The organism is Streptomyces sp. I05A-00742, from assembly GCF_013055795.1.
GTDB lineage: Bacteria > Actinomycetota > Actinomycetes > Streptomycetales > Streptomycetaceae > Streptomyces.
Genome location: NZ_JABETO010000001.1, coordinates 270548 through 292355, shown reverse-complemented (window position 1 = coordinate 292355; position 21808 = coordinate 270548). Strand labels below are relative to the sequence as shown.

The 21808-nt window shown below is 74.0% G+C and carries 19 protein-coding genes; 11 read left to right on the top strand and 8 right to left on the bottom strand.

Annotation, left to right across the window (positions count from 1 at the left end):
* Window positions 1-19 precede the first annotated feature (19 nt).
* The 4 genes from HN013_RS01405 to HN013_RS01390 form a co-directional block, all read right to left on the bottom strand.
* On the bottom strand, window positions 20-568 hold the full coding sequence (locus HN013_RS01405; RefSeq protein ID WP_171161980.1) for a hypothetical protein: 549 nt from the start codon (window positions 566-568) through the stop codon (window positions 20-22).
* Window positions 569-708: 140 nt separating this feature from the next.
* Window positions 709-1809, bottom strand: a complete 1101-nt coding sequence (locus HN013_RS01400; protein WP_171161978.1) for a prenyltransferase — start codon at window positions 1807-1809, stop codon at window positions 709-711.
* Entirely contained in the window at window positions 1806-2576 is a 771-nt protein-coding gene (locus HN013_RS01395) for a class I SAM-dependent methyltransferase (protein ID WP_171161976.1), read from the bottom strand. The genes HN013_RS01400 and HN013_RS01395 overlap by 4 nt, the downstream gene beginning before the upstream one ends.
* Before the next feature lie 126 nt (window positions 2577-2702).
* The gene (locus tag HN013_RS01390; RefSeq protein ID WP_171161974.1) at window positions 2703-4070 is read right to left on the bottom strand and encodes a glycosyltransferase family 4 protein; all 1368 of its coding nucleotides are present in this window, start codon (window positions 4068-4070) and stop codon (window positions 2703-2705) included.
* 292 nt (window positions 4071-4362) lie between these two features.
* Here HN013_RS01390 and HN013_RS01385 point away from each other — a divergent pair, with 292 nt between their 5' ends.
* The 7 genes from HN013_RS01385 to HN013_RS01355 all read left to right on the top strand — a co-directional run bounded on the left by HN013_RS01385 (window position 4363) and on the right by HN013_RS01355 (window position 11682).
* Window positions 4363-4974, top strand: coding sequence for a TetR family transcriptional regulator (locus HN013_RS01385; RefSeq protein ID WP_171161972.1), 612 nt, complete (start codon window positions 4363-4365; stop codon window positions 4972-4974).
* Window positions 4975-5239: 265 nt separating this feature from the next.
* Entirely contained in the window at window positions 5240-6529 is a 1290-nt protein-coding gene (locus HN013_RS01380) for a prenyltransferase/squalene oxidase repeat-containing protein (protein ID WP_171161971.1), read from the top strand.
* A complete protein-coding gene (locus HN013_RS01375) occupies window positions 6526-7203 on the top strand; it encodes an SCO2322 family protein (protein WP_171161969.1) in 678 nt (225 codons plus the stop codon). Before HN013_RS01380 ends, HN013_RS01375 begins: the two co-directional genes overlap by 4 nt.
* Complete coding sequence (locus HN013_RS01370; RefSeq protein ID WP_171161967.1) at window positions 7173-8378, top strand: CbiQ family ECF transporter T component; 1206 nt, start codon at window positions 7173-7175, stop codon at window positions 8376-8378. Before HN013_RS01375 ends, HN013_RS01370 begins: the two co-directional genes overlap by 31 nt.
* On the top strand, window positions 8375-10069 hold the full coding sequence (locus HN013_RS01365; RefSeq protein WP_171161965.1) for an ABC transporter ATP-binding protein: 1695 nt from the start codon (window positions 8375-8377) through the stop codon (window positions 10067-10069). Before HN013_RS01370 ends, HN013_RS01365 begins: the two co-directional genes overlap by 4 nt.
* Entirely contained in the window at window positions 10066-10932 is an 867-nt protein-coding gene (locus HN013_RS01360) for an ECF transporter S component (RefSeq protein WP_312018457.1), read from the top strand. Before HN013_RS01365 ends, HN013_RS01360 begins: the two co-directional genes overlap by 4 nt.
* A gap of 330 nt (window positions 10933-11262) precedes the next feature.
* On the top strand, window positions 11263-11682 hold the full coding sequence (locus HN013_RS01355; protein WP_171161961.1) for a transglycosylase SLT domain-containing protein: 420 nt from the start codon (window positions 11263-11265) through the stop codon (window positions 11680-11682).
* Between the two features lie 71 nt (window positions 11683-11753).
* Here HN013_RS01355 and HN013_RS01350 read toward each other — a convergent pair whose 3' ends face one another.
* Together HN013_RS01350 and HN013_RS01345 are read right to left on the bottom strand one after the other, a co-directional pair.
* Entirely contained in the window at window positions 11754-12044 is a 291-nt protein-coding gene (locus tag HN013_RS01350; protein ID WP_171161959.1) for a hypothetical protein, read from the bottom strand.
* 36 nt (window positions 12045-12080) lie between these two features.
* Window positions 12081-15815, bottom strand: a complete 3735-nt coding sequence (locus tag HN013_RS01345) for a hypothetical protein (protein ID WP_171161957.1) — start codon at window positions 15813-15815, stop codon at window positions 12081-12083.
* A gap of 434 nt (window positions 15816-16249) precedes the next feature.
* Here HN013_RS01345 and HN013_RS01340 point away from each other — a divergent pair, with 434 nt between their 5' ends.
* The 4 genes from HN013_RS01340 (at window position 16250) to HN013_RS01325 (ending at window position 19046) form a co-directional block, all read left to right on the top strand.
* Complete coding sequence (locus HN013_RS01340; protein ID WP_312018456.1) at window positions 16250-17023, top strand: response regulator transcription factor; 774 nt, start codon at window positions 16250-16252, stop codon at window positions 17021-17023.
* Window positions 17024-17201: 178 nt separating this feature from the next.
* Window positions 17202-17834 carry a DUF6230 family protein gene (locus tag HN013_RS01335; protein WP_171161955.1) on the top strand — a complete coding sequence of 211 codons (633 nt, stop codon included), beginning with the start codon at window positions 17202-17204 and terminating at the stop codon, window positions 17832-17834.
* A 1-nt stretch (window position 17835) separates the two neighbouring features.
* Complete coding sequence (locus HN013_RS01330) at window positions 17836-18339, top strand: DUF6114 domain-containing protein (protein WP_171161953.1); 504 nt, start codon at window positions 17836-17838, stop codon at window positions 18337-18339.
* Window positions 18336-19046 (top strand): hypothetical protein, encoded by a 711-nt coding sequence (locus HN013_RS01325; protein WP_171161950.1) that lies wholly within the window; start codon window positions 18336-18338, stop codon window positions 19044-19046. Before HN013_RS01330 ends, HN013_RS01325 begins: the two co-directional genes overlap by 4 nt.
* A gap of 48 nt (window positions 19047-19094) precedes the next feature.
* On the opposite strand, the gene HN013_RS01320 is transcribed toward HN013_RS01325, so the two are convergent.
* Together HN013_RS01320 and HN013_RS01315 are read right to left on the bottom strand one after the other, a co-directional pair.
* The gene (locus HN013_RS01320; RefSeq protein WP_249374634.1) at window positions 19095-19571 is read right to left on the bottom strand and encodes a nuclear transport factor 2 family protein; all 477 of its coding nucleotides are present in this window, start codon (window positions 19569-19571) and stop codon (window positions 19095-19097) included.
* A gap of 89 nt (window positions 19572-19660) precedes the next feature.
* Window positions 19661-21697: a bifunctional glycosyltransferase 87/phosphatase PAP2 family protein gene (locus HN013_RS01315; protein ID WP_312018455.1), complete on the bottom strand. Its 2037-nt coding sequence runs from the start codon at window positions 21695-21697 to the stop codon at window positions 19661-19663.
* Between the last annotated feature and the right edge of the window lie 111 nt (window positions 21698-21808).

Here is a 21808-nt window from a genome sequence, read left to right as displayed (position 1 = left end):
CCGGGTGAGGACGGTGCGGTCAGCCCTTCTGGAGTTCGCCGGTCGAGGGCACCTTGTCGGTGACGGGTGCTCCGGCGCTCTTGCCCGCGTCCTTGACCTTGGTGATGACGCTGTCGACGGAGTTCACGTCGCTGTCGGTCGCCTCGCCCTTGCGGAGCTTGCTGCCCAGGCCCTTGAGGGAGTCGATGCCGGCGTTGACGGGGGCGAGGGCCTTGGCGAGGGTCGGGTCGCCCTGGGCGTTGCGGGTGGCGGCCTTGAGCCGGTTGTAGGTGAACACCCCGGCGAGGCCCGCCTTGACGAGGGCGCCCGTCCGGCCGTCCGCGCCCTTCTTGAACGCGCCGTTCCGGTAGGGCTTGATGATCCACTGGTAGGAGGCGCCGGCCGCGAGCCCGGCGTTGGCGACGAACCGGGTCTTGGCGAACTTCTGTTTCTCGGCCGAGTTGGTGGGGCTCGCCCCGCCGGTGGACTTCTCCTTCTTGTCGCCCCCGCAGGCGGCGCCGCCCAGCAGCAGGCCGCAGACCAGCGGCAGGACGACGACGGTGCGGCGGACACGGGCACGGTCGGACACGCTTGCCTCCGGGGCCGGCGGGCACGGTACCGGACCAGCGTGGCCCGTCCCGGGGGACGGCGCATCCGGACCGCACCGTTCGGGCTACCGGGCCGGGACGTACACGTCGAAATCCGGCCGGATGCGGCAGACCCGTACGGTCAGCCGCAGCAGTCCGGTTCCAGTCCGCGCGGCAGCCGTTCGCCGCCGAAGACCGCCGTGGTCGCCTCGTCGCCGCCCAGCGCGGCCACCGCCAGCAGCAGGGAGCCGGCGGTCCAGGTGGTCTGCTCCTCGGGCCACACGGCGTCGTCCTCGAAGACGTACCCGGTCCAGTACATGCCGTTGTCCGCGCGCAGGTGCTGGATCCAGCGGAGGATCTCGACGGCCCGGTCCGACTCCCCCACCGCCCAGAGGGCGAGGGCGAGTTCGCAGCTCTCGCCGCCGGTCACCCAGGGGTTGGGCAGGACGCAGCGCACCCCGAGGCCGGGGACGACGAAGCGGTCCCAGCCCTCGTCGATGCGGGCCGCGGCCTCCGCGCCGGTGATCGCGCCGCCGAGCACCGGGTAGTACCAGTCCATGGAGTAACGGCTTTTGTCCAGAAACCGCTCCGGGTGCCGGCGGATCGCGTGGGCGAGCAGCCCGGCGGCCAGTTCCCAGTCCGGCTGCGGCTCCTCGCGGTGCTCGGCGATGGCCAGGGCGCAGCGCAGCGCCTGGTGGACGGAGGACGAACCGGTGAGCAGCGCCTCCGTGGCGGCCGCTCCGCCTGCACCGTTCACGTCCGGCGCCTCCCGCTTCCAGCCGATCTGCCCGCCGGGCTGCTGGAGCCCGAGGACGAACTCGACGGCGGCGAAGACGGTCGGCCACATGCGGTCGAGGAAGGCGTCGTCGCCGGTGGAGAGGTAGTGGTGCCAGACGCCGACGGCGATGTAGGCGACGAAGTTGGTCTCGCGGGTCCGGTCGGTGGGCTCCCGGTGGTCGCCGTCGGCGTACGCCGCGTACCAGGAGCCGTCGGGGTTCTGGTGCTCGGCGAGCCAGCGGTAGGCGGCCTCGGCGCGCCCGTGCTCCCCCGCCGTGTCCAGGGCCATGGCGGCCTCGACATGGTCCCATGGGTCGAGGTGGTGGCCCCGGAACCAGGGTATGGCCCCGTCCTCGCGCTGGCCGGCGACGATGCCGGCGACGGTGGCGTCGATCTGCCCGGCGGTCAGCACGCCGGGGAGGACGAGTCGTTCGATGCGGCCGGGGCGGCGGCTGTAGGTGGTCACGCCCGGGTCCCGGCGGAGTCACCGGCGCCGGCCACGGCCGCGGCCTCGGCGGGCAGGTGCGGCTTGGTGGCGTAGGCGACGAAGCTCTTGCCGATGACCGGGTTGAGCATCTGCTCGGCGATCCGCGTGGCCGCCGGCTTCTTCATGATGTCCCAGACCAGCAGCTTGTGGTAGGCGCGGACGGGCAGCGCCTTGTCGTTGTCGACGCCGAACGCGCACTTGAGCCACCAGTAGGGGCTGTGCAGCCCGTGCGCGTGGTGCGTGCCGTACGGCTTCAGGCCCGCCTCCTCCATCTTGCTCAGCAGTTCGTCCGCCTTGTAGATGCGGATGTGGCCGCCCTCGACCTCGTGGTAGGCGTCGCTGAGCGCCCAGCAGACCTTCTCCGGGCCGTAGCGGGGCACGGTGACGGCGATCCGGCCGCCCGGCCTGAGGACCCGGACCATCTCGGCGAGCACGCCCTTGTCGTCCGGGATGTGCTCCATGACCTCGGAGATGATGACGACGTCGAAGCTGTCGTCGGGGAAGGGCAGCGCCAGCGCGTCGCCCTCCATGGCGGTGGCGGTCGCGCCCTCCGGGGCCTCACCGGCCTCCTCCATGGCGGCGAACCACTTGGCGACCTCGCGGATCTCGTCGGCGTTGCGGTCGAGGGCGACCACGCGGGCGCCGCGCCGGTAGCACTCGAAGGCGTGCCGGCCCGCACCGCAGCCCAGGTCGAGGACGCGGTCGCCGGCGGCGAGCGGGAAGCGGGAGAAATCGACGGTCAGCACGGAGGTCTGCTTTCGTCCGACGGGGCAGGTCAGTGACGGTCGGCGCCCGGCCCGGCGGGCTGCCGCGCGGAGGCGGGTCGGTGGTGCGGTGCGGTTCGGGTGCCGCCCCCGGGGGTGCGGGCGCCCTTATGGGCGGGACGGGCGGACGGGCAGCGGGCCCGCGCCCGCCCGGGCCCCGGCCCTCGCCCTCGCCGCCCGCTCGATCGAGGCCCGGTAGCGCTCGGCGGTGCCGATCGCCGCCTGCCGCCAGGTGAAGCGGGCGAGTACCCGCTCACGTCCGGCCGCGCCGAGCCTGCGGCGCAGTCCCTCGTCGCCGAGGAGGCGCTTGAGGGCGCCGGCGAGCGCGTCCGCGTCGCCCGGCGGTACGGCGAGGCAGGTCTCGCCGTCGGCGCCGGCCACCTCGGGGATGGCTCCGCCGGTGGTGGCCACCAGCGGGGTCCCGGTGGCCATGGCCTCGGCGGCGGGCAGCGAGAACCCCTCGTACAGCGAGGGCACGCAGGCGACCTGGGCGCCGCGCACCAGGTGCACCAGCTCGGCGTCGCTGATGCCCTTGACGAACTCCACGGCGCCTTCCAGCCCGTAGCGCTCGATGGCCTGCGCCACCGGCCCGTCGTCGGCGCGCCGCCCGACCACGACGAGGTGCGCGTCCGGGTTCTCGGTGCGGACCTTCGCCAGCGCCTCGACGAGGTGCACCAGGCCCTTGAGGGGAACGTCGGCGCTGGAGGTGGTGACGATCCGGCCCGGGACCACCGGGACGGAGGGGTCGGGCGAGAAGAGGTCCGTGTCGGCGCCTATCGGGACGACGTGGACGCGCTCGGGGCGCACCCCGAGATGGTCGACGATCTCCTGCCGGGACGAGCCGGAGACGGTGACGATCGACGGCAGGCAGCGGGCGACGCGCTCCTGCATGCGGGTGAAGCCGTACCAGCGGCGGACGGAGAGTCTGCGCTTCCAGTCCTGGGCGGCGTCCAGGTCCAGCTGCCGGTCGACGGTGATCGGGTGGTGAACGGTGGTGACCAGCGGCGCGCCGAGGTCGGCGAGGAGGCCGTAGCCGAGGGTCTGGTTGTCGTGGACGACGTCGAAGTCGCCGCGGCGGGCGGCCAGATGGCGCCGGGCGCGCAGCGAGAAGGTCAGCGGCTCGGGGAAGCCGCCGGTCCACATGGTGCCGACCTCCAGCGCGTCGACCCAGTCGCGGTACTCGCCGCGCTTCGGGGTGCGGAAGGGGTCGGGCTGCCGGTAGAGGTCCAGGCTGGGGAGTTCGGTGAGCGTGACGCCCTCGTCCAGGACGGGGTAGGGCTGGGCGCCGACGACCTCGACGGAGTGGCCGAGCCGGGCGAGTTCGCGGGAGAGGTGGCGGACGTAGACGCCCTGGCCGCCGCAGAACGGGTTGCCCTTGTACGACAGCAGCGCGATGCGCAGCGGCGCGTCGCCCCCGGCCGGGGACACCGCGGGGAGCGGACGTGACCCGACTGCCTGGGCGGTCTCAGCGGTCACTCGCGGCCCCCATTCTTCCTGCGGTTCAGCGGGAGCGTAACCGCTCCGGAATCTCTAGAACAAGTTCCACTATCGGAAACCGGTGGAAAGCCCGACAAGTCCCGAACGTACCGGAGGCACCCGCCGTCTGCGACGCGACCGGGCCCCCGGCCGTCCGGACGGCCCCCACCAGCGCGGCCCCCGGCGCCGGCGCTCCGGCCCGCTAATGTGGAACACGTTCCAGTGATTCGCGTCACCGATCCGCGCCCTGCCATCATGCTGGCCACCACCCCCTGCAGAGGAACGCACCGACGTGGGACAGAAGACCGCAGCCCCGAGAGCCGCCTCCGCCCCGGCCGCCCCTCTGACCCAGCGTCAGGAGGCGCGGCGGCGCAGCATCCTCGCCGCCACGACCAGGCTGGCGAGCCGCGGCGGCTTCGACGCGGTCCAGATGCGCGAGGTGGCCGAGTCGTCGAACGTCGCCCTGGGCACGCTCTACCGCTACTTCCCCTCCAAGATCCATCTGCTGGTCGCCACCATGCAGGACCAGTTGGAGCAGCTCCACGAGACGCTGCGCAAACGCCCGCCGACGGAGGCGGACCCGGCCGCCCGCGTCGCCGGGACGCTGATGCGCGCCTTCCGCGCGATGCAGCGCGAGCCGCACCTCGCGGACGCGATGGTGCGCGCCCTGACCTTCGCCGACCGCTCGGTCAGCGCCGAGGTGGACGCGGTCTCCCGGCTGACCACGGCGATCATCGTGGACGCGATGGGCCTGCCGGTGCCGCCGGGACCGGAGCAGCTGTCGGCGGTCCGGGTGATCGAGCACACCTGGCACTCGGCCCTGATCACCTGGCTGTCGGGGCGGGCGTCCATCGCCCAGGTGAAGATCGACATCGAGACGGTGTGCGGGCTGATCGGGAGGTGAGGGGGCGTTGAGGACATCCGGGGGGCATGGGGGGCATCGGGCGCGCCTCTCCGGCTTCCCCGGTGTCTCTCCGGCTTCCCCGCCCCCCGCTCCCCTGCCTCCGCAAGAGCCCGCCCCCGCCGATCCGTCACCCCCGCCCCAACCCCCGCCCCGCTGCCCCACCCCGTACCGACACCACCCGGGCCGCCCTCCCCCGCCCGGCTAAAGTGGGCACAAACCGACACCGCGCCCAAGCCGCCGCAACCCCGAGAGGCACACCCACCCCATGGCTCCCACCCTCGCCGCCGTCGCCGCCCGTGCCCGTCGGGGTGCCACGGCCCTGGCCGGCGCGGCCGTCCTGAGCACCGCCGCGATTCCCGCCGCGGTCGCCGACACCGACCGCAGCGCCGCGCCCTCGACGGCGGCCCCCGGCCTCTACGGCACCGCCGACCCCAAGTTCGACGGTGTCTTCCGGCAGTCGCTCGCCTTCCTCGCGCAGCACTCGACCGGTGTCACGCCGGCGAAGGAGGCCGTGGACTGGCTGGCCGGGCAGCAGTGCGCGGACGGCGGGTTCCCGGGCTTCCGGGCGGACATCGGGAAGCCGTGCGACGCGGCCAAGGACGAGTTCCCCGACCAGACCGCGTCCGCCGTGCAGGCGCTCGCGGCGGTCGGCGGGCGCGGCGAGCAGGTCAAGAAGGGCCTGGACTGGCTCAAGGCCCACCAGAACGCGGACGGCGGCTGGGGCATGAACCCCGGCGCCGAGAGCAACGCCAACTCCACGGCCGCGGCCATCGGCGCGTTCGCCGCCGCCGGGCAGGACCCGGCGAAGGTGGCGTCGAAGGGCGGCAAGAGCCCGTACGACGCGCTCCTCACCTTCCAGCTGGGCTGCGACGCGACGGAGGCCGAGCGCGGCGCGTTCGCCTGGTCGCCGCAGAAGGGGAAGCTCAACGCCGACAACTTCGCGTCGGCGGCGGCCACCACGGCCGCGCTCGGCAAGGGCTACCTCGTGGAGCCGGCCGGCAAGGAGAACAAGGCCGTCGAGCCGCTCGCCTGCTCCGGTGACGACAAGGCCAAACCCAAGGACGCGGCCGCCGCGGCGGCGGCCTCCGCCGCGTACCTGGCGAAGAAGCTCGACGCCGGACGCGGCCACCTGGAGGCGTCCATGCCCGGCGCCCCCAAGGGCCCCGACTACGGCACGACCGCCGACGCGGTCACCGCCCTCGCCGCGGGCGGCCACCGAGAGGCGGCCGGCAAGGCGCTGGACTGGCTCAAATCCGCGGACAGCAAGTCGGCGGAGTGGGCGAAGGGCGACAACGGCAAGGGCGACCCCGGCCGGCTGGCCAAGCTCGTCCTCGCGGCCCGCGCGGCCGGCGCCGACCCCCGCGACTTCGGCGGCACCGACCTGGTGGAGAAGCTGAACGCGACCGGGCCCGCCCCCGAGTCCACCGAAAAGGGCGACGAGGAGGAGGACGAGAAGGGCTCGTCCTTCGGCGGCTGGTGGTTCGCGGTCGTCTGCTTCGTCGCCGCCATCGGCGTCGGCTTCCTGTTCAGCAACCGCCGGAAGAAGCAGCAGTGACGGCTGTCCGCGCGACCGGTGCGCTGCTGCTCGCCGGTCTGCTGGCGGTGCTGCCCGGGCTGCTGGGCGCCGCGCCGGCGCAGGCGGCCGGGTTCCGCTACTGGTCGTTCTGGCAGGCCGACGGCAAGGACGCTGCCAAGGACTCCGCCAAGGGCTGGACGTACGCCACCCGGGGCCCGTCCCAGGACCGGCCCGGTGACGGGGACGCCGTCGGCTTCCGCTTCGCGGTCAGCGCGGACTCCCGCGACGCCGCGAAGCCGCGCACGGCCCCGGACTTCGCCGCCGTCTGCGACCGCACCCCGGCCCGGGAGGGCCGCAAGCGGGTCGCCGTCGTCCTCGACTTCGGGACGGACGCCGACGCCCCCGACGGCGAGCGTCCGCCCGCCGCACGGACCGCCTGTGCCCAGGTGACGGGCGACGCCACCGCCGCCGACGCGCTCGCGGCCGTCGCCAAGCCCCTGCGCTACAACTCCGACGCCCTGCTGTGCGCCATCGCCGGCTACCCGCGCAAGGGGTGCGGCGAGCAGGTCGGCGCCGAACGGCCGGCCGGAGAGAACAAGAAGGACGACGGGGACGACGGCGGTCCCTCCGCCGGCCTGATCGGCGGTGCCGCCGCCGTCGTGGTCCTCGGCGCCGCCGCCGCGTGGCAGGCGCGCCGCCGGCGCGCCCGGTGACGCGGGCGCTGCACCCCGGCGCGTGGTGGATCTGGGCGCTGGGGCTGGCCACCGCCGCCTCCCGGACGACCAATCCGCTGCTGCTCGCCCTGCTGGTGGCCGTCGCCGGGTACGTGGTGGCGGTCCGGCGCACGGCCGCGCCCTGGGCGCGCAGTTACGGCGCGTTCCTCAAACTCGGCCTGGCCGTGATCGTCGTCCGGCTGCTCTTCGCCTTCCTCCTCGGCTCCCCCGTCCCCGGCACCCACACCCTCCTCACCCTCCCCGAAGTCCCGCTCCCCGACTGGGCGCGCGGCGTACGGCTCGGCGGGCGGGTCACGGCCGAGGGGCTGCTCTTCGCCCTCTACGACGCCGTCCGGCTGGCCGCCCTGCTGGTCTGCGTGGGCGCCGCCAACGCGCTCGCCAACCCGGCCCGGCTGCTCAAGTCCCTGCCGGGCGCGCTCTACGAGGCGGGGGTCGCGGTGGTCGTCGCCATGACCTTCGCGCCGAACCTCGTCGCCGACGTCCAACGGATCCGCGCCGCACGGCGGTTGCGCGGCCGCCCCGACCGGGGCTTCGCCGCCCTGCTCCAGGTGGGGCTGCCGGTGCTGGAGGGCGCCCTGGAACGTTCCGTGGCGCTGGCCGCCGCCATGGACGCCCGCGGCTACGGCCGTACCGCCGAGGTCCCGCCCGCGGTCCGGCGCACCACGTCCGTCCTCACCCTGGGCGGACTGCTGGGCGTGTGCGCCGGCACGTACGGCCTGCTGGCCGACCAGGGCGCCGGGTACGGGACGCCGCTGCTGCTCGTCGGCATCGTCGCCGCCCTGGCCGGACTGCGCCTGGGCGGCCGCCGCTCGCTCCGCACCCGCTACCGCCCGGACCCCTGGGACGCGCGGGCCTGGCTGGTCGCCGGCTCCGGCGCGGCGGTGGCGGCCCTGATGGTGTGGGCCGGCACCTACGCCCCCGAGGCCCTGCACCCGCCCGCCGTACCGCTGGCCGCACCGGCCCTCCCACTGTGGCCCGCCGCGTCGGTCCTCGTGGGGCTGCTGCCCGCGCTGCCGCTGCCGGGCGGGGGCCGGCCGGGGGGCCGCCAGGACCCACACGCCTCCCGCTCCCCCGCCCCCGCCGCGGGCGGGGCGGCCGAGGACCGACGGCGCCCCCGGGCGCGGGCCGTATTCCGAAGGAGCCACACCCGGTGATCCGCTTCGAGCAGGTGACGGTGACGTACCACGACGCCGCCGCCCCCGTCCTCCGGGACCTCGATCTGACCGTCCCCGAAGGGGAGTTGTGCCTGCTGGTCGGCCCCTCCGGGGTCGGCAAGTCGACGCTGCTCGGCGCGGTGAGCGGCCTGGTGCCGCACTTCACCGGCGGCACGCTGCGCGGCAGGGTCACCGTGGCGGGGCGGGACACCCGCACCCACCGTCCCCGCGAACTCGCGGACGTGGTGGGCACGGTGGGCCAGGACCCGCTCGCGCACTTCGTCACCGACACCGTCGAGGAGGAACTGGCGTACGGCATGGAGTCCTTGGGGCTCCCCGCCGACACCATGCGCCGCCGCGTCGAGGAGACCCTCGACCTGCTGGGCCTCGCGGACCTGCGCGACCGCGCCCTCTCCACGCTCTCCGGCGGGCAGCAGCAGCGCGTGGCGATCGGTTCGGTGCTGACCCCGCACCCCCGGGTTCTGGTGCTGGACGAGCCGACGTCCGCGCTGGACCCGGCGGCGGCCGAGGAAGTACTCGCGGTGCTGCAGCGGCTGGTCCACGACCTGGGCACCACGGTGCTGCTGGCGGAGCACCGGCTGGAACGGGTCGTGCAGTACGCGGACCGGGTGGTGCTGCTGCCCGCCCCGGGCGAGCGGCCCGTCGTCGGCGACCCGGCCGAGGTCATGGCCGTCTCCCCGGTGCACCCGCCCGTCGTCGCCCTCGGCCGGCTCGTCGGCTGGTCACCGCTGCCGCTGTCCGTCCGCGACGCCCGCCGCAGCGCGGCGCCCCTGCGGGCGCGCCTCGCGGACGTGCCCCCGCCGGCGGCCCGGCCGGACCGGGCGGAACAGGCCGGGCCCGCGCCCGTCCGGCCGCCGCGCGGCCTCTTCCGCAGGCTCCGGCGCACCGGCGGCCATGAAGAACAGGCGGTTCCGGCCGCGGAGGTGACGGGCCTCGCCGTCCGGCACGGCCGGGTCGACGCGCTGCGGGACGTCGGCCTGACCGTCCGCCCGGGCGAGACCGTCGCCCTCATGGGCCGCAACGGCGCGGGCAAGTCCACCCTGCTGCGCACCCTGGTCGGCATGCACGAGCCGGCCCGCGGCTCGGTACGGGTCGACGGCGCGGCACCGCACCGCACGGGCCCGCGCGAGCTGCTGCGGCACGTCGGCCTCGTCCCGCAGGAACCGCGCGACCTGCTCTGCGCCGACACCGTCGCCGCCGAGTGCGCCGCCGCCGACCGCGACGCCGACGCCGCCCCCGGCACCTGCCGCGGCCTGGTCTCCGGCCTGCTCCCCGGCGTCCCCGACGCCGCCCACCCGCGCGACCTCTCGGAGGGCCAGCGCCTGGCCCTCGCCCTGGCCGTCGTCCTCACCGCCCGGCCACCGCTGCTGCTCCTCGACGAGCCGACGCGCGGCCTCGACTACGCCGCGAAGGCCCGGCTCGTCGCCGGCCTCCGTGACCTGGCCGCCGCCGGCCACGCCATCGTGCTCGCCACCCACGACGTGGAGCTCGCCGCCGAGCTCGCCCACCGGGTGGTGGTGCTGGCCGAGGGCGAGACGGTCGCGGACGGCCCGACGGCCGACGTCGTCGTCGCCTCCCCCGCCTTCGCCCCCCAGGTGGCGAAGGTGCTGGCGCCCCAGCCGTGGCTGACCGTCCCGCAGGTGCGGGACGCCCTGGAGGCGGAGTCGTGACGGCGGGCACAGCGGAGGACGCGGCGCCCCAGGCCCGCGCCGTGCGGCTGGGCCGCCGCTCGGCCGCGGCGCTCGTGCTCCTGACGGTCGCTGGCGTCATGGCGTTCGGCTGGCCCCTGCTGGCGGACTCCGCGTCCGGGCTGGCGCACTCCCGCGACGCGCCCTGGCTGTTCGCCGCGCTGCTGCCGCTGCTCCTCGCCGTCGCGGTCGCGACCATCGCCGACACGGGCCTGGACGCCAAGGCCGTCGCCATGCTGGGCGTGCTCGCGGCGGCCGGGGCGGCGCTGCGGCCGCTCGGGGCGGGGACCGCCGGGATCGAGCCGATGTTCTTCCTGATGGTGCTGGCGGGGCGCGTGCTGGGGCCGGGCTTCGGGTTCGTCCTCGGGGCGCTGTCGATGTTCGCGTCGGCCCTGCTGACGGGCGGCGTCGGACCCTGGATGCCCTTCCAGATGCTGGCCATGGGCTGGGTGTCCATGGGCGCGGGCCTGCTGCCGGGCCCGGACCGGCTGCGGGGCCGCCGGGAGGTGGCCATGCTGGCGGCGTACGGCGCGGTGGCGGCGGTCTGCTACGGCACGATCATGAACCTCCAGGGCTGGCCCTACATCGGTGGCCTGGGCTCGGGCATCTCCTTCGTCCCCGGCGACCCGCTCGGCGACAACCTGGCCCGCTTCGTCGCCTACTGCCTGGCGACCTCCCTCGGCTGGGACCTCCCCCGCGCCGCCGTCACCCTGGCCGCCACGCTGCTCCTGGGGCCCGCCGTGCTCAAGGCGCTCCGGCGGGCGACCCGCCGGGCGGCCTTCGCGGCGCCGGTGGCCTTCGAGGAGGCCGCGGCGGAGGGCGGCCGGGAGTCCGCTCCGGGGTGACGGGCCCGGCGGCGCTACGGACGGGCGCGGGCCGTGACGGCGCGCGTCGGTCGCCGCGGCGCGACGCATGACGTAAGAGGCATTCATGGGCTGCGATCATTACCCATCGGTGAGGGCACCCACATGGCGCGCGTCACAAACGACGCCCCTTCGTACCGCCGGCCGCCCGGCCTCGCAGGGCCGCTCCCGCACCTCCCCGCCCCTCCTCCGGCCCCGCTTCGTACTCGGCGGTCGTTGCACCACCCGGGAACCGTCGGCCACGTTGGTCGGGCCGCCAGGGACCGCTCGGTCCGGCGGCGCCGTCCTGCCCCCGACGGAAGGTTCTCCTCCGTGACGTTCTCGACCATCAGCCGCTTCGCCTCCCGCACGCTGACCGCCGGTGCCGGTGCCGCCGTGGCCCTGGCCGCCGCGGGCGCCGTCTTCGCCTCCGGCCCGGCCCAGGCCGCGACCGCCGCGCCAAAGGCCGCCGCGCAGGAGACCGCCCGGCAGATGATCCAGGATGCCGGCCAGTTCCAGTGCTTCAGCAACATCGTCGAGCACGAGAGCGGCTGGAACCACACCGCCACCAACCCCTCCAGCGGCGCCTACGGCCTTGTCCAGGCCCTCCCGGCCTCGAAGATGGCCTCGGCCGGTGCCGACTGGCAGACCAACCCCGCCACGCAGATCAAGTGGGGTCTGGACTACATGAAGGAGCGCTACGGCAGCCCGTGCGGCGCCTGGACCTACTGGCAGGCCCACAAGTCGTACTGAGCCGGCGCACCCGGACAGCGAACGGCGGCCGCCCTCCCCCGACGGGGAGGGCGGCCGCTGTCGTCGTGCGTCTAGTCGCCGGAGAAGAAGAGATACCCCTGCTTCCGGATCGCCGACTCGGCGGCCTCCTCGACCGCACGGACCGTTTCCGTCCGCAGGCCGGGCGGCAATTCACGGAGTTCTTCCAGGAGAAGCATCAACTGGAAGGTGTTGAACATGGTGTCCCCGTGCCTGCCCACCGCGTGCCGCACGGATCGGCGAGGGCCCGACTCGCAGGCCCGCATGAAGGATTCGTCCCGGTCGTCCAGGACCTCACCGATCCGCTCGTGAAGCTGGTTCTCGATGAAGACGGCCATTCCCAAACGTCTCTTACCTCCTGGTCATATCGGATCCCCGAACTACATCGGCGGAATCGGGTACATGGTGACGACACCGCCGAACCTGTCCTGGACCAGCATGAACCAAGAGGTTGGCTTCGCCCCGTCCATGGCCGACGTCTCGCCCACCGGCCGCCCGAAGTCCACCACCCGTTCGAAGTTCCCGCGGTCGTTCTTCCGCGCGGTGGCTCCCGCCGCCTTGTCGGCGAGGTCGTCCAGGTTGACGGAGTCGTCGAAGATGCCCTTGGTCCGGTCGACCTGCGAACCGCCCTTGAAGTGCTTCGACCGGACGTACCGCTCGCCCTCGTCCGTCAGGCCGGGAGGGAAGCAGTCGTCCGCGCTCGCGACCGCGGCCGCCCGCTGCCCGGGCGCCCAGCCGGACCGCGCGGAGGGAACGACGCACTTCGGAGGCTTGTGGTCGGGGTTCTTCCTGCCCCGCTCGATGACCTTCCGCAGCCGGTCCGTGGTGCGCTTGCCCCACTCCGCCTTCTCGAAGAACCCGGAGATTCCCGTGGTGACCCGGTAGATGGCCTTGCTGATGGGCTTGATCTTGGCGATGACCGTGAACCAGCCCGCCGCGTCGACCAGCGCCCAGAGGCAGCTCCCGACGTGCCGTTGGCCGAAGCAGCGCTTGACGTTGTTGACGCCGAGGACCTCCAGGAGGATCTCGCCGCCGTTCTGCTTGACCCAGTCGACGACGCTCGTGGAGGCGGCCTTGCGCGCCTCGCGGTACTGGTCGACGCAGGATTGGCCGCACGTGCGGAGGAGGATCGATTCGTCATCGGTGCCCAGATCCGGGCCGCCCCCTCCGGAGACACCCGAGTCGCCGGTCTCCATCGCCTTCTTGCGGGCCGCCTCCTCACGTGCCCGCTCCTCCGCCTCGGCCCGGGTGGCCGCCTGGTTCGCCCGGGTGGCCTCCTCCCTGGCGTTCGCGGCGGCCTGCTCTGCGGACGTGGCGTTGCGGTCCGACTTCGCGGCCGAGTCCCGCGCGGCGGACGCGTCGGCCTCCGCCGAACCGGCCGCCTTACGGGCGCTGCCCGCGTCCTTCTCCGCCTCGTCGGCGCTGTTGCGGGCCGCCGCCGCCTCCGACTCGGCCGTGCCGGCCGCCGCGTTGGCGAGGAAGGCGTCCTTGTTGGCCTGCTCGTTGTACTGGTTGGTCTTGGCCTCGGCCCGTTGCGCGGCCTCCGCCGCGGACTTGGCCTGCGCCGCGTACGTCCGGGTCTCGGCCAGGAAACGGGCCGCCCGTGCGGCGTCCGCCGCGGCCGCCGCGGCGGCCTCCGCGGCGAGCTTGGCGTCCTTGGCCGCCTTCGCGGCCAGTTCCTTGGCCTCCGCGGCGGCGCGGGCCGCCTCCTCGGCCTTGGCCTGCGCGGCGGCCGCCTGCTGCTCGGCGAGCGACTTGGACGTCTGTCCGACGATCACCGACAGGCCCGCCGAGGTGTCCTTCTCCCGGTACGGGCTGCCGAGGCCGATGGCCACGGCGGCGGGCTGCGCCACCTCGGCCGCCGAGTCCCGGGCCGCCGCGGCGGCCTGCGCCGTCGCGAAGGCGTGCCCGGTCGCCTCGGCACTGGAGGCCGCGGCCGCCCGGGCCTCCGCACGCGTCGCCTCGGCCTCCTTGCGGGCCGTCTCCGCGGCCTCCGCCGCCTTCTTCGCCTCCCGCTCGGCATTGCGGACGTTCTTGGCCGCCGGCTCGGACGCCTCGATGGCCTCCGCCGCCGCCGCGTGCGCCGTCGCCAGCGCCGAACGCGTCGTCGCCGCATCAGCGGCAGCGGCGTCCGACGCCGCCCGGGACCGTACAGCCGACCCGGTCGCCTTGACCGCGTCCTCGCGAGCCGAGACGGCCGCGGACGTCGCCTCGTCGGCCGCCCTGCGCGCCTTGGACGCGGCGTCCGTCGCCTCTGCGGCCTCCGCCTTGGCCTCGTCCGCGGCGCTCCGCGCCTCACCGGCGGCGTCGGTCCCCTCGGCAGCCGCCGCGGCCGCCTCCAGGGCCTTGACCCGGGACTCCGCGGCGCTCTTCCTGCGCTCGGCGTCCTCGGCCTCCCGGCGCGCCGTGGCCGCCCTCTCCTCGGCGCCGTCCGCGACGCCCGCCTTCTCGGCGACGGTGCGTCCCAGGCTCTCCGTGCGGCTCCGTGCCTCCGCCGCCCGCGCCTGCTGCTCCTGCGCCCGCTTGTCCGCCTCCGCCGCCCGGTTCCGCTGGGCGTCCGCGTCGGCCCGGTACTTCTTCGCGTTGTCGCGCTCGCGCTCGGCGACAGCCCGCTTCTCGGACGCGTCCTTCGCCGCGTCCCGCGCCGTCGCCTCGGCCTTCTCCGCCGTCGCCTTGGCAGCCGTGGCCTTCGCCGCCCAGCCCTTCGCCTCGGCGGCCTGCCGGCCCGCCGAATCGGCCGCGGCCTTGGCCTGAGCCGCCGCCTCCTGGGCCGCGGCACGGTGATACTCGGCCTGGACGGCATGCGCCTGCGTCTCGGCCAGCGCCGCGAGCGTCTTGCTGTCCTTGACCGTCGCGTTGGTGGCGTGCGCGGCGGTACGGGCCGACTTGGCCGCCGCCTCCGTCGCCGCGGCCGAAGCCCGCGCGATCTGCGCGGCCTGCTGCGCGTACTCCAGACCCCGGCCACGCGGCGCGCCGACCGCGTCCGCGGCCTTGCCGGCCTCCTCCTGGGCCGCTGCGACCTTCCCGGTCTCGCCCTTGGCCGCGGCGGCGGCCTGCTCGGCCCGCTTGGCCTCGGCGTCGGCCTTCCCCTTGGCGTCCTTCAGGATGGCGTCCGCCTGCCGGAACACCGAGGCGTCGGGAACCTTCTGCCCCGCCTTGCGCCGATCGTTCTGGTACTTCTGCCACTGCAGAACAGCGTCGGCGACCCACGCCTGCCCGGACGCCTTCACCATCGCGTCGGTGGCGGCCCGCATCCGGCCGACCGTGCGGATCTGCGCGTCGACGATCGCGGTACGCGGCTTCGCCTGGGCGGCCAGCTCCGCCTGCCACTCCTGGTGGGCGGCGCGGATCACCGGTCCGAGGACGCGGTACGGGTCGAAGGGCGTACCCACGTCGCACCCGGCCCAGCGCATCTTGGCGGCCTCGACCTCGGTGCGGAACTCGGTGCTGCCCTGCTCCGGGGCGGTCTTCAGGTATCCGCCGTGCTCGACGAACGCGCGGGTGTCGGCCGGGCCGTGGGAGTGGCCCAGCATCTGGAAGACCTTCCGGTCCTCCTGGTCCGCGCTCTCCGCGACCTTCTTGGCCTGGTCCTTGGCCGCCTGGGTGGCCTCCGGGTGCCGGTACCGGAAGGGGATGTCATGGATCAGGTACTGGCGTATCGGCTCACCGAACTCCGGCGCGTGCCACAGCTTGGTGGGCAGGAACCAGTGCTTGTTCAGCGGCTCAAGGGTGTTCTCCCAGTCCTTGTACTGGGTGTTCCACGTCTGCCAGTAGGCCCGCGTCTCCTTCTCGTCCCGGTCCTTGGCCTCGCCCAGCGGCCCGCCGTACGACCACAGGCCGCCCTCGACGGCCGAGTGAAGGTCCGCCTCCGGACCGTCGAGCAGGGACTTGGCGGTGGCCTTGGTCTCCACCTCGCCCCAGTTGAGCAACTGACCCGCGAGACAACGGTCGTCGCGGACGTCCTGACCGAGCTGGTCCGCGCCGTCGGGCTCGCCGTCGGCCTTGACCCGCGGGACCTGCCGTCCCGCCGGTGTGCGGGGGTCGAGCGGTGCGGCCTCCGCCGCCACGGTCAGCGTCAGCGAGGCCACCGTGGCCAGCGCGACGCCCCGGAGCACGGAGGGCAGGGCGCCTCGCGCCCTGCCCCCGCCTCCCGGTCTCTGTACCGTTCTGTGCATTCCTGGCCTCTCCCGGTATCGCGTGAAGGGAACGGATCGAGCGCTCCCGTCCGGCGTTCCGGCCTGTGTCACCCCCTGCCGGCCCCGGCCACGAGAGCCGTTCCGCCCGGCCGGCGCGGGGTCGCGGCGGCCGGGCGGGACGAACGGGAGCAGCTGGATCCTGACCCAGGACGACGGGCACCCGGTACCTCCTCACGAGGGGACCGGACCCCACCGGAAGAGGGAGCAACCCCCTCATCCGGACGGGTAGTTGACGATCACCGGGCACACCCGACCAACCGCCCCCCGGCCTGGGAAACTCCCTCCTGGCAAGCCCGCCGGCGGGGTTACTCTCGGCCCAGGTCCCGAGGCGGAGACCTCACAGAGGCGTGGGGGTGGGAGACATCGCACGTACAGAAACGCCCGGCACCGTCAAGGTGCTGATAGCCGAGGACGAGACGCTGGCACGGGCCGGACTCCGGCTGATCCTGGAAGCGGCGCACGACATCACGGTGACCGACGCGTGCCTGGTCGCGGAGGCGCTCCGGACGGCCGCGGCCCGGCGTCCTGACGTCGTCCTGCTCGGCGTCCGGCCACCCACCGCGAAGGGGCTCGCGGTACTGCGGCAGCTGCGCGCGCTGGACACTCCGCCCGACGTGGCGGTGGTGACCACGCTCGACAGCGACCACCACATCGGGGAGGCCCTCCGCATGGGCGCCACCGGCTTCCTGCTCAGGGACACCGAACCGGACGTCCTCACCCGCTCGGTCCGCGCCCTGGCCACCGGCGCCGGCTGCCTCTCCCCGCCCCTCCTGCGACGGCTGTGCCGCCACTCACCGGAGGCCGAACCCTCCGCCGCCACAGGCGCGTTGTGCAGGCTCTCGACCCGTGAGCGCCAGACGCTCGACCTGCTCGGGCAGGGGCTCACCAACGCCGAGATCGGCAAGCGGCTGAACATCAGCACGGCCACCGTCAAGGACTACGTCAAGTCCGTCCTCGGCAAGCTCGGCGTCGCCAACCGCACCCAGGCGGCCGTCCTGGCGACCAGGACCGGCCGGGCCCCCGGCCGGGACGGCGCGCCAACCGGCTTACCCCGCACCGGAATCGGTGCGTTCCCGGACCCTTGTCAGCCTCCGGCGGCGGACTTACTCTCGGGTACACCTTTCTGAGACGGCATCTTGCCGGTCTCTGCGCGTTCGCCGCGCCGCGCCTTGGGGCGCGGCGGACGCCTCCATACATCACGTACATCCCCACGCACCTCTGCCACCACGCGGACATCGCGGCCGGCACGGGCAAGCAGGCACCCCGGCAGCGCTGTCGCACCGCTCACCGAGGGGACGACGCAGCATGAAGGACGCACAGGGAAGACAGGTGACGGGACGGGTCAGATGGCGCAGGTTCGCCGTGCTGGCCGTCCCCGGGTTCGCGGCCACCGGGGCGCTGGCCGTGGCGCTCGCGCAAGGGGCACTGGCCGCCTCGTTCGCGGTGTCGGGACAGGAGTTCAAGGTCTCGGCGAAGAGCCTGACGGGGGAGGGATTCGCCCAGTACGGCGGGATGGACTACAACCTGCGCAACGGCGAGGACCACCCGTTCCCCGTGGCGGTGACCGCCCTGAAGAAGGCCAAGATCAACAGTCTGTGCCAGTCCGTGGTCACCCACATCCCCGTCGTGGGCACGTTCTCGCTCAACATCTCGGCCGGCACCGACCCGAACAAGCCGGTGGAGGCCAAGGACCTGGTCCTGGACGTCACCCAGCTCGACGGCGACGCCGACTTCGACAACATCGAGATCGGCCGGGACGCCTCCACCCTGGACAAGGGACCGGCCACGGCACAGGGCATGCAGGACCTCTTCGCCCAGCAGGCCGACAAGGTCACCATCAAGGACGTCAAACAGGTCGCGTACGCCACGACCGCCGCGAAGTTCAAGCTCAACGGGCTGAGTCTGCGGCTCCACAAGGGCAAGTCGGAGTGCTTCTGACGTGACGCCCGGCACCGAGGCACGCCGTCATCCGTGGCAGGCCTGGCGGACGTGGCGCAAGGGCCGCCCCTTCTGGGGCGGTCTGCTCAGCACCCTCGCGGGGGCCGAGATCTGCGCCATCCCGCTGGGACCCCTGAAGGTCATGCTTGTCCAGGGGATCACCGGCATCCTGTCGATCCTCATGGGGCTCGTCATGATCATGATGGGTCTCAGTGCGTGGTTCGCCCCCTCCTACCGTATGTTCGCCGGGATCGTCACCGTCATGTGCGCCGCCGCGGCGCTGGTGCTCTCCAACCTCGGCGGGTTCCTGCTGGGCACGCTGCTCGGCGTCATCGGCGGGAGCATGGTCTTCGCCTGGCAGCCGCATCCGCCGCCGGACGCGGCCGACGACGGCCCTGCCGAAGCCGCGGACCCCGCCGGTCCGCCGGCGGACCACCCCACGGCCGCCGTATCCCTCCACAAAATCCCCCACGCACCACCCCTCCCACCGAAGGAGCCGCAATGACCGCACCGCACGGACTCCGCACACGTGCCCTGCTCGCCGCGGGCGCCGGGTTAGCCGTGGCCGCCTCGGTCACGCTCACCGGAGCCGGAACCGCGACGGCCGGGACCGCGACGGTCCAGGACTCCCCCTCCACCACCGTGACCCCCGCGGGCCACTCCTTCGCCGCGACGCTCAACGGGAAGGCGTCCTTCAAGGCCGGCTCGGTCACCGTCACCTGTACCGTGTCCAGCTCCGTCCCCCAGGCCGGCAGCCCCGGCAACCGGATCCCCGACGCGCCGGGCAACCACAACGCGTCCGGCCCGGTGACCAACGACATCAACCCACCCACGTACAGCGGCTGCACCACGAGCATGCCGGGCGTCAGAGCGACGATCGAGACCAGCGGCACCTGGAACGTCTCGCTGCAGAACGGTGATCCGATCGTCGCCACCCTGGGCATCCCGACCGGTGGCTTCAAGCTCACCACGACCGGTCTGGCGTCCTGCACCGTGACGGCGGCGCCCACGGCGCCGGTGGCCCTCCAGGCCGCGTTCACCAACGGCGACGACGACGGCCCGTCGAAGATCACCCTCACCAACGCCCCCTCGCCCGTGACGGTCGAGGGCGGCTTCGGCTGCCCGACGGCCGCCAAGACGTCGACGTTCAGCGCGGTGTACGACGTCACCGACACCACCGACGCCGCCTCACGCGTCATCGTCGGCAGCTGAGTCGGCAGCCGGTCCACCAGCCACCGGCCCCTGCCCGCCGCACCCCCGTCAGCGGGCCGGGGCCGGTTCCGCGCAGGCCGCGGCGATCGCCGCGGTGTCCCAGTAGAAGGGCCGTACGGAGGCGATCCTCCCGTCCCGCACCACGATCGTCTGGACGATGGGGAACTCCAGCTCCCGGCCGGTGGCCCGGGCCCGGGCACCGACCCGGCTGTGCACCACGACGGTGTCGCCGTCGACGCCGAGGAACCGCTGCTCCAGGATGTCGAACCGCTCCCAGGCCAGGCTCATGGCGAGGAAGAACCGGGCCATCCCGTCGTGCCGGTGCCACGTCCCGCCGTACGGCAGGGAGTCGGCCTGGTGGAGCACCACGTCGTACGCGAAGTACGGGGCGAGCGTGGTGGCGAACGAGGCGGTGCCGGGGCCGCCCGCGGCGAGGTAGCGGGACTCGGCCTCGTACATGCCCTGGATGACGGACACCGGGTCGGCGGCCGGGGTGTTCATGTCGGTGGCTGTCTCTGTCTTCATACCGCCAGCATCATCCGGCCGGAACCGGACATGCTGGCGGTCGTCGGACATCGAGGTGCGCGCGGGCCGCCGGGCCCCGGACGGTCGCGTCAGCCGCCGACCCGGGCGGCGGGCGCCGGTTCGGGGACGTCGCTGCCGCTCCGTGCCGCCGGGATCTTGGCGAGGGCCGTGCGGCCCGGCCCGGTCAGCGCGTACTGGAAGCCGAACCCGCAGGCCACCACCAGCGCGCCGCCCGCCGCGTCGAGGACGTAGTGGTTGGCGGTGCCGACGATCACGAGGAAGGTCAGCACGGGGTAGACCATCCCCAGGGCCTTCATCCACACCCTGGGCGCGACGACGGCGATCACCACCCCGCACCACAGCGACCAGCCGATGTGCAGCGAGGGCATCGCGGCGTACTGGTTGGACAGTTCGGTGAGCGCCCCGAAATCGGGGTTCGACAGGTCCTGCGGACCGTTCGCCGTGTCGATGTAGCCACGGCCCGGCATCAGGCGCGGCGGCGCGAGCGGGTACGCCCAGAAGCCGACGAGCGCCATCAGCGTGGCGATCGCCAGGGCCGTGCGCGCCCACCGGTAGGTGGCCGGGCGGCGCAGGTACAGGAAGCCCAGGAGGGACAGCGGAATCAGGAAGTGGAAGGTGCCGTAGTAGTAGTTCATGGCGTCCTTGAGCCAGCCGACGCCCGCCACGAAGTGGTTGAAGCCATGCTCGATGTCGATGTGCAGGAACTCCTCGGCACCGATGATCTGCCGGCCGTGCGACTCGGCGAGGTTCCGCTCGTCGGGGGCGGTGCCGCGGATGTACGAGTAGACGAAGTAGCCCACCCGTATCAGCATCAACTCCAGCAACAGGTTCGGACGGTTGAGCGGCCGCTTCCAGAAGCCCACCAGCGGCACCCACGGGAACCGGCCGGCCTGCGGCTCGGCGACCGGGGTCGGCACGGGCCGGTCCCAGTTCGGCGCCGTCCGGGAGAGGAACGGCACCACGCAGGCGGCGGCGAGCGCGGCGAGCAGCGGCGCGTTGTCGCCGACCGGGGCGAGGACCGGGTTGTCCGGAACGAGGACCGTGTTGGTCAGCGTCATGACGAGCACGACGAGAACGGGCCACACCAGCCGGTCCGCGCGCCGCTTGCCGACGCGGCCGGCGAGCGCGAGCAGGATCCACAGCTGCTGGTGCTGCCAGGCGGTGGGCGAGACGGCGACGGCGACGCAGCCGGTGATGGCGGTGGCGAGCAGCGGCTGCCCGTCACGGCCGTAGTGCGCGGCCCGGCGCAGGCCGAGCACCGCGACGGCGGCGGCCAGCGCCGCGTACAGCGCGATCTCGGCCGGGCCGCGCAGGCCGAGGCGGAGCAGCAGCCCGTGCAGCGACTGGTTGGCCAGGCCGTCGGGCTTGTCGCCCAGACCGGCGCCGGCGAGGTGGTGGACCCAGTAGGTCCAGGAGTCGTCGGGGGCCGCCGACCACGCCAGGGCGGTGGCCACGGCGAAGGTCGCGCCGGTGGTGACGGCCGCGCGGCGGCGGCCGGTCAGCCACAGCAGCGGCGCGAAGAGCAGGACGGCCGGCTGGAGGGCGGCCGCGACGCCGACGAGGACACCGCTCGTCCGGCCGGAGCCCCGGGCGAGTCCCGGCAGGCAGCAGGCCAGGAGGACGAGCAGGACGGGGATGATGCTGGTCTGGCCGAGGGTGAAGGTGTTGCGGACGGGCAGCGAGAGCACGGTGAGGCTCACCGCGACGGGCGCGGCGAGCAGCGCGGTCCGGCGGGAGAGCGGCCCGGGCAACGAGCGGGCGGCCACCAGCGCGAGGGCGACGACGAGCAGCAGCGTCGCCAAGGTCCAGCCGATGCCGAGGCTGCGCTCGGCGGCGTTCGTCAGCGGTCTGAGCACCAGACCGCCGAACGGTGTGCCGGTGAACCGGTCGTCCTCGTAGAAGGATCCACGCGTCCGCAGGACGCCGTGCTCCCCTATCCACGTCGCCAGATCGGTGAACCGGCGATCGGGCGGGCGCCGCAGCACCACCGCCGCCTGACGCACGGTCAGCAGTCCGGCGACGAGCCACAGGGCTCCCAGGACCACGAGGGTGCGCGAGCCCGCCCTCGGCGGCTCCACCGTTCCGCTCCGTTCTGCTTCCACCACGCCCCGCCGCTCCTCCAGTCAACCCGCTCGGTCACTCTCGTCCGGCTCTTTGAGACCTTACTGAGTCCTGGAGAACAGCCGCAGGTCGCCCCCAGGTCACCTCAAAGTCTC

What these genes read in the sequence shown, in the direction of transcription:
- HN013_RS01380 (WP_171161971.1), top strand. Translation starts at nt 5,240, where the DNA reads ATGGCTCCCACCCTCGCCGCCGTCGCCGCCCGTGCCCGTCGGGGTGCC.
- HN013_RS01335 (WP_171161955.1), top strand. Translation starts at nt 17,202, where the DNA reads ATGAAGGACGCACAGGGAAGACAGGTGACGGGACGGGTCAGATGGCGC.
- HN013_RS01325 (WP_171161950.1), top strand. Translation starts at nt 18,336, where the DNA reads ATGACCGCACCGCACGGACTCCGCACACGTGCCCTGCTCGCCGCGGGC.
- HN013_RS01320 (WP_249374634.1), bottom strand. Translation starts at nt 19,571, where the DNA reads ATGAAGACAGAGACAGCCACCGACATGAACACCCCGGCCGCCGACCCG.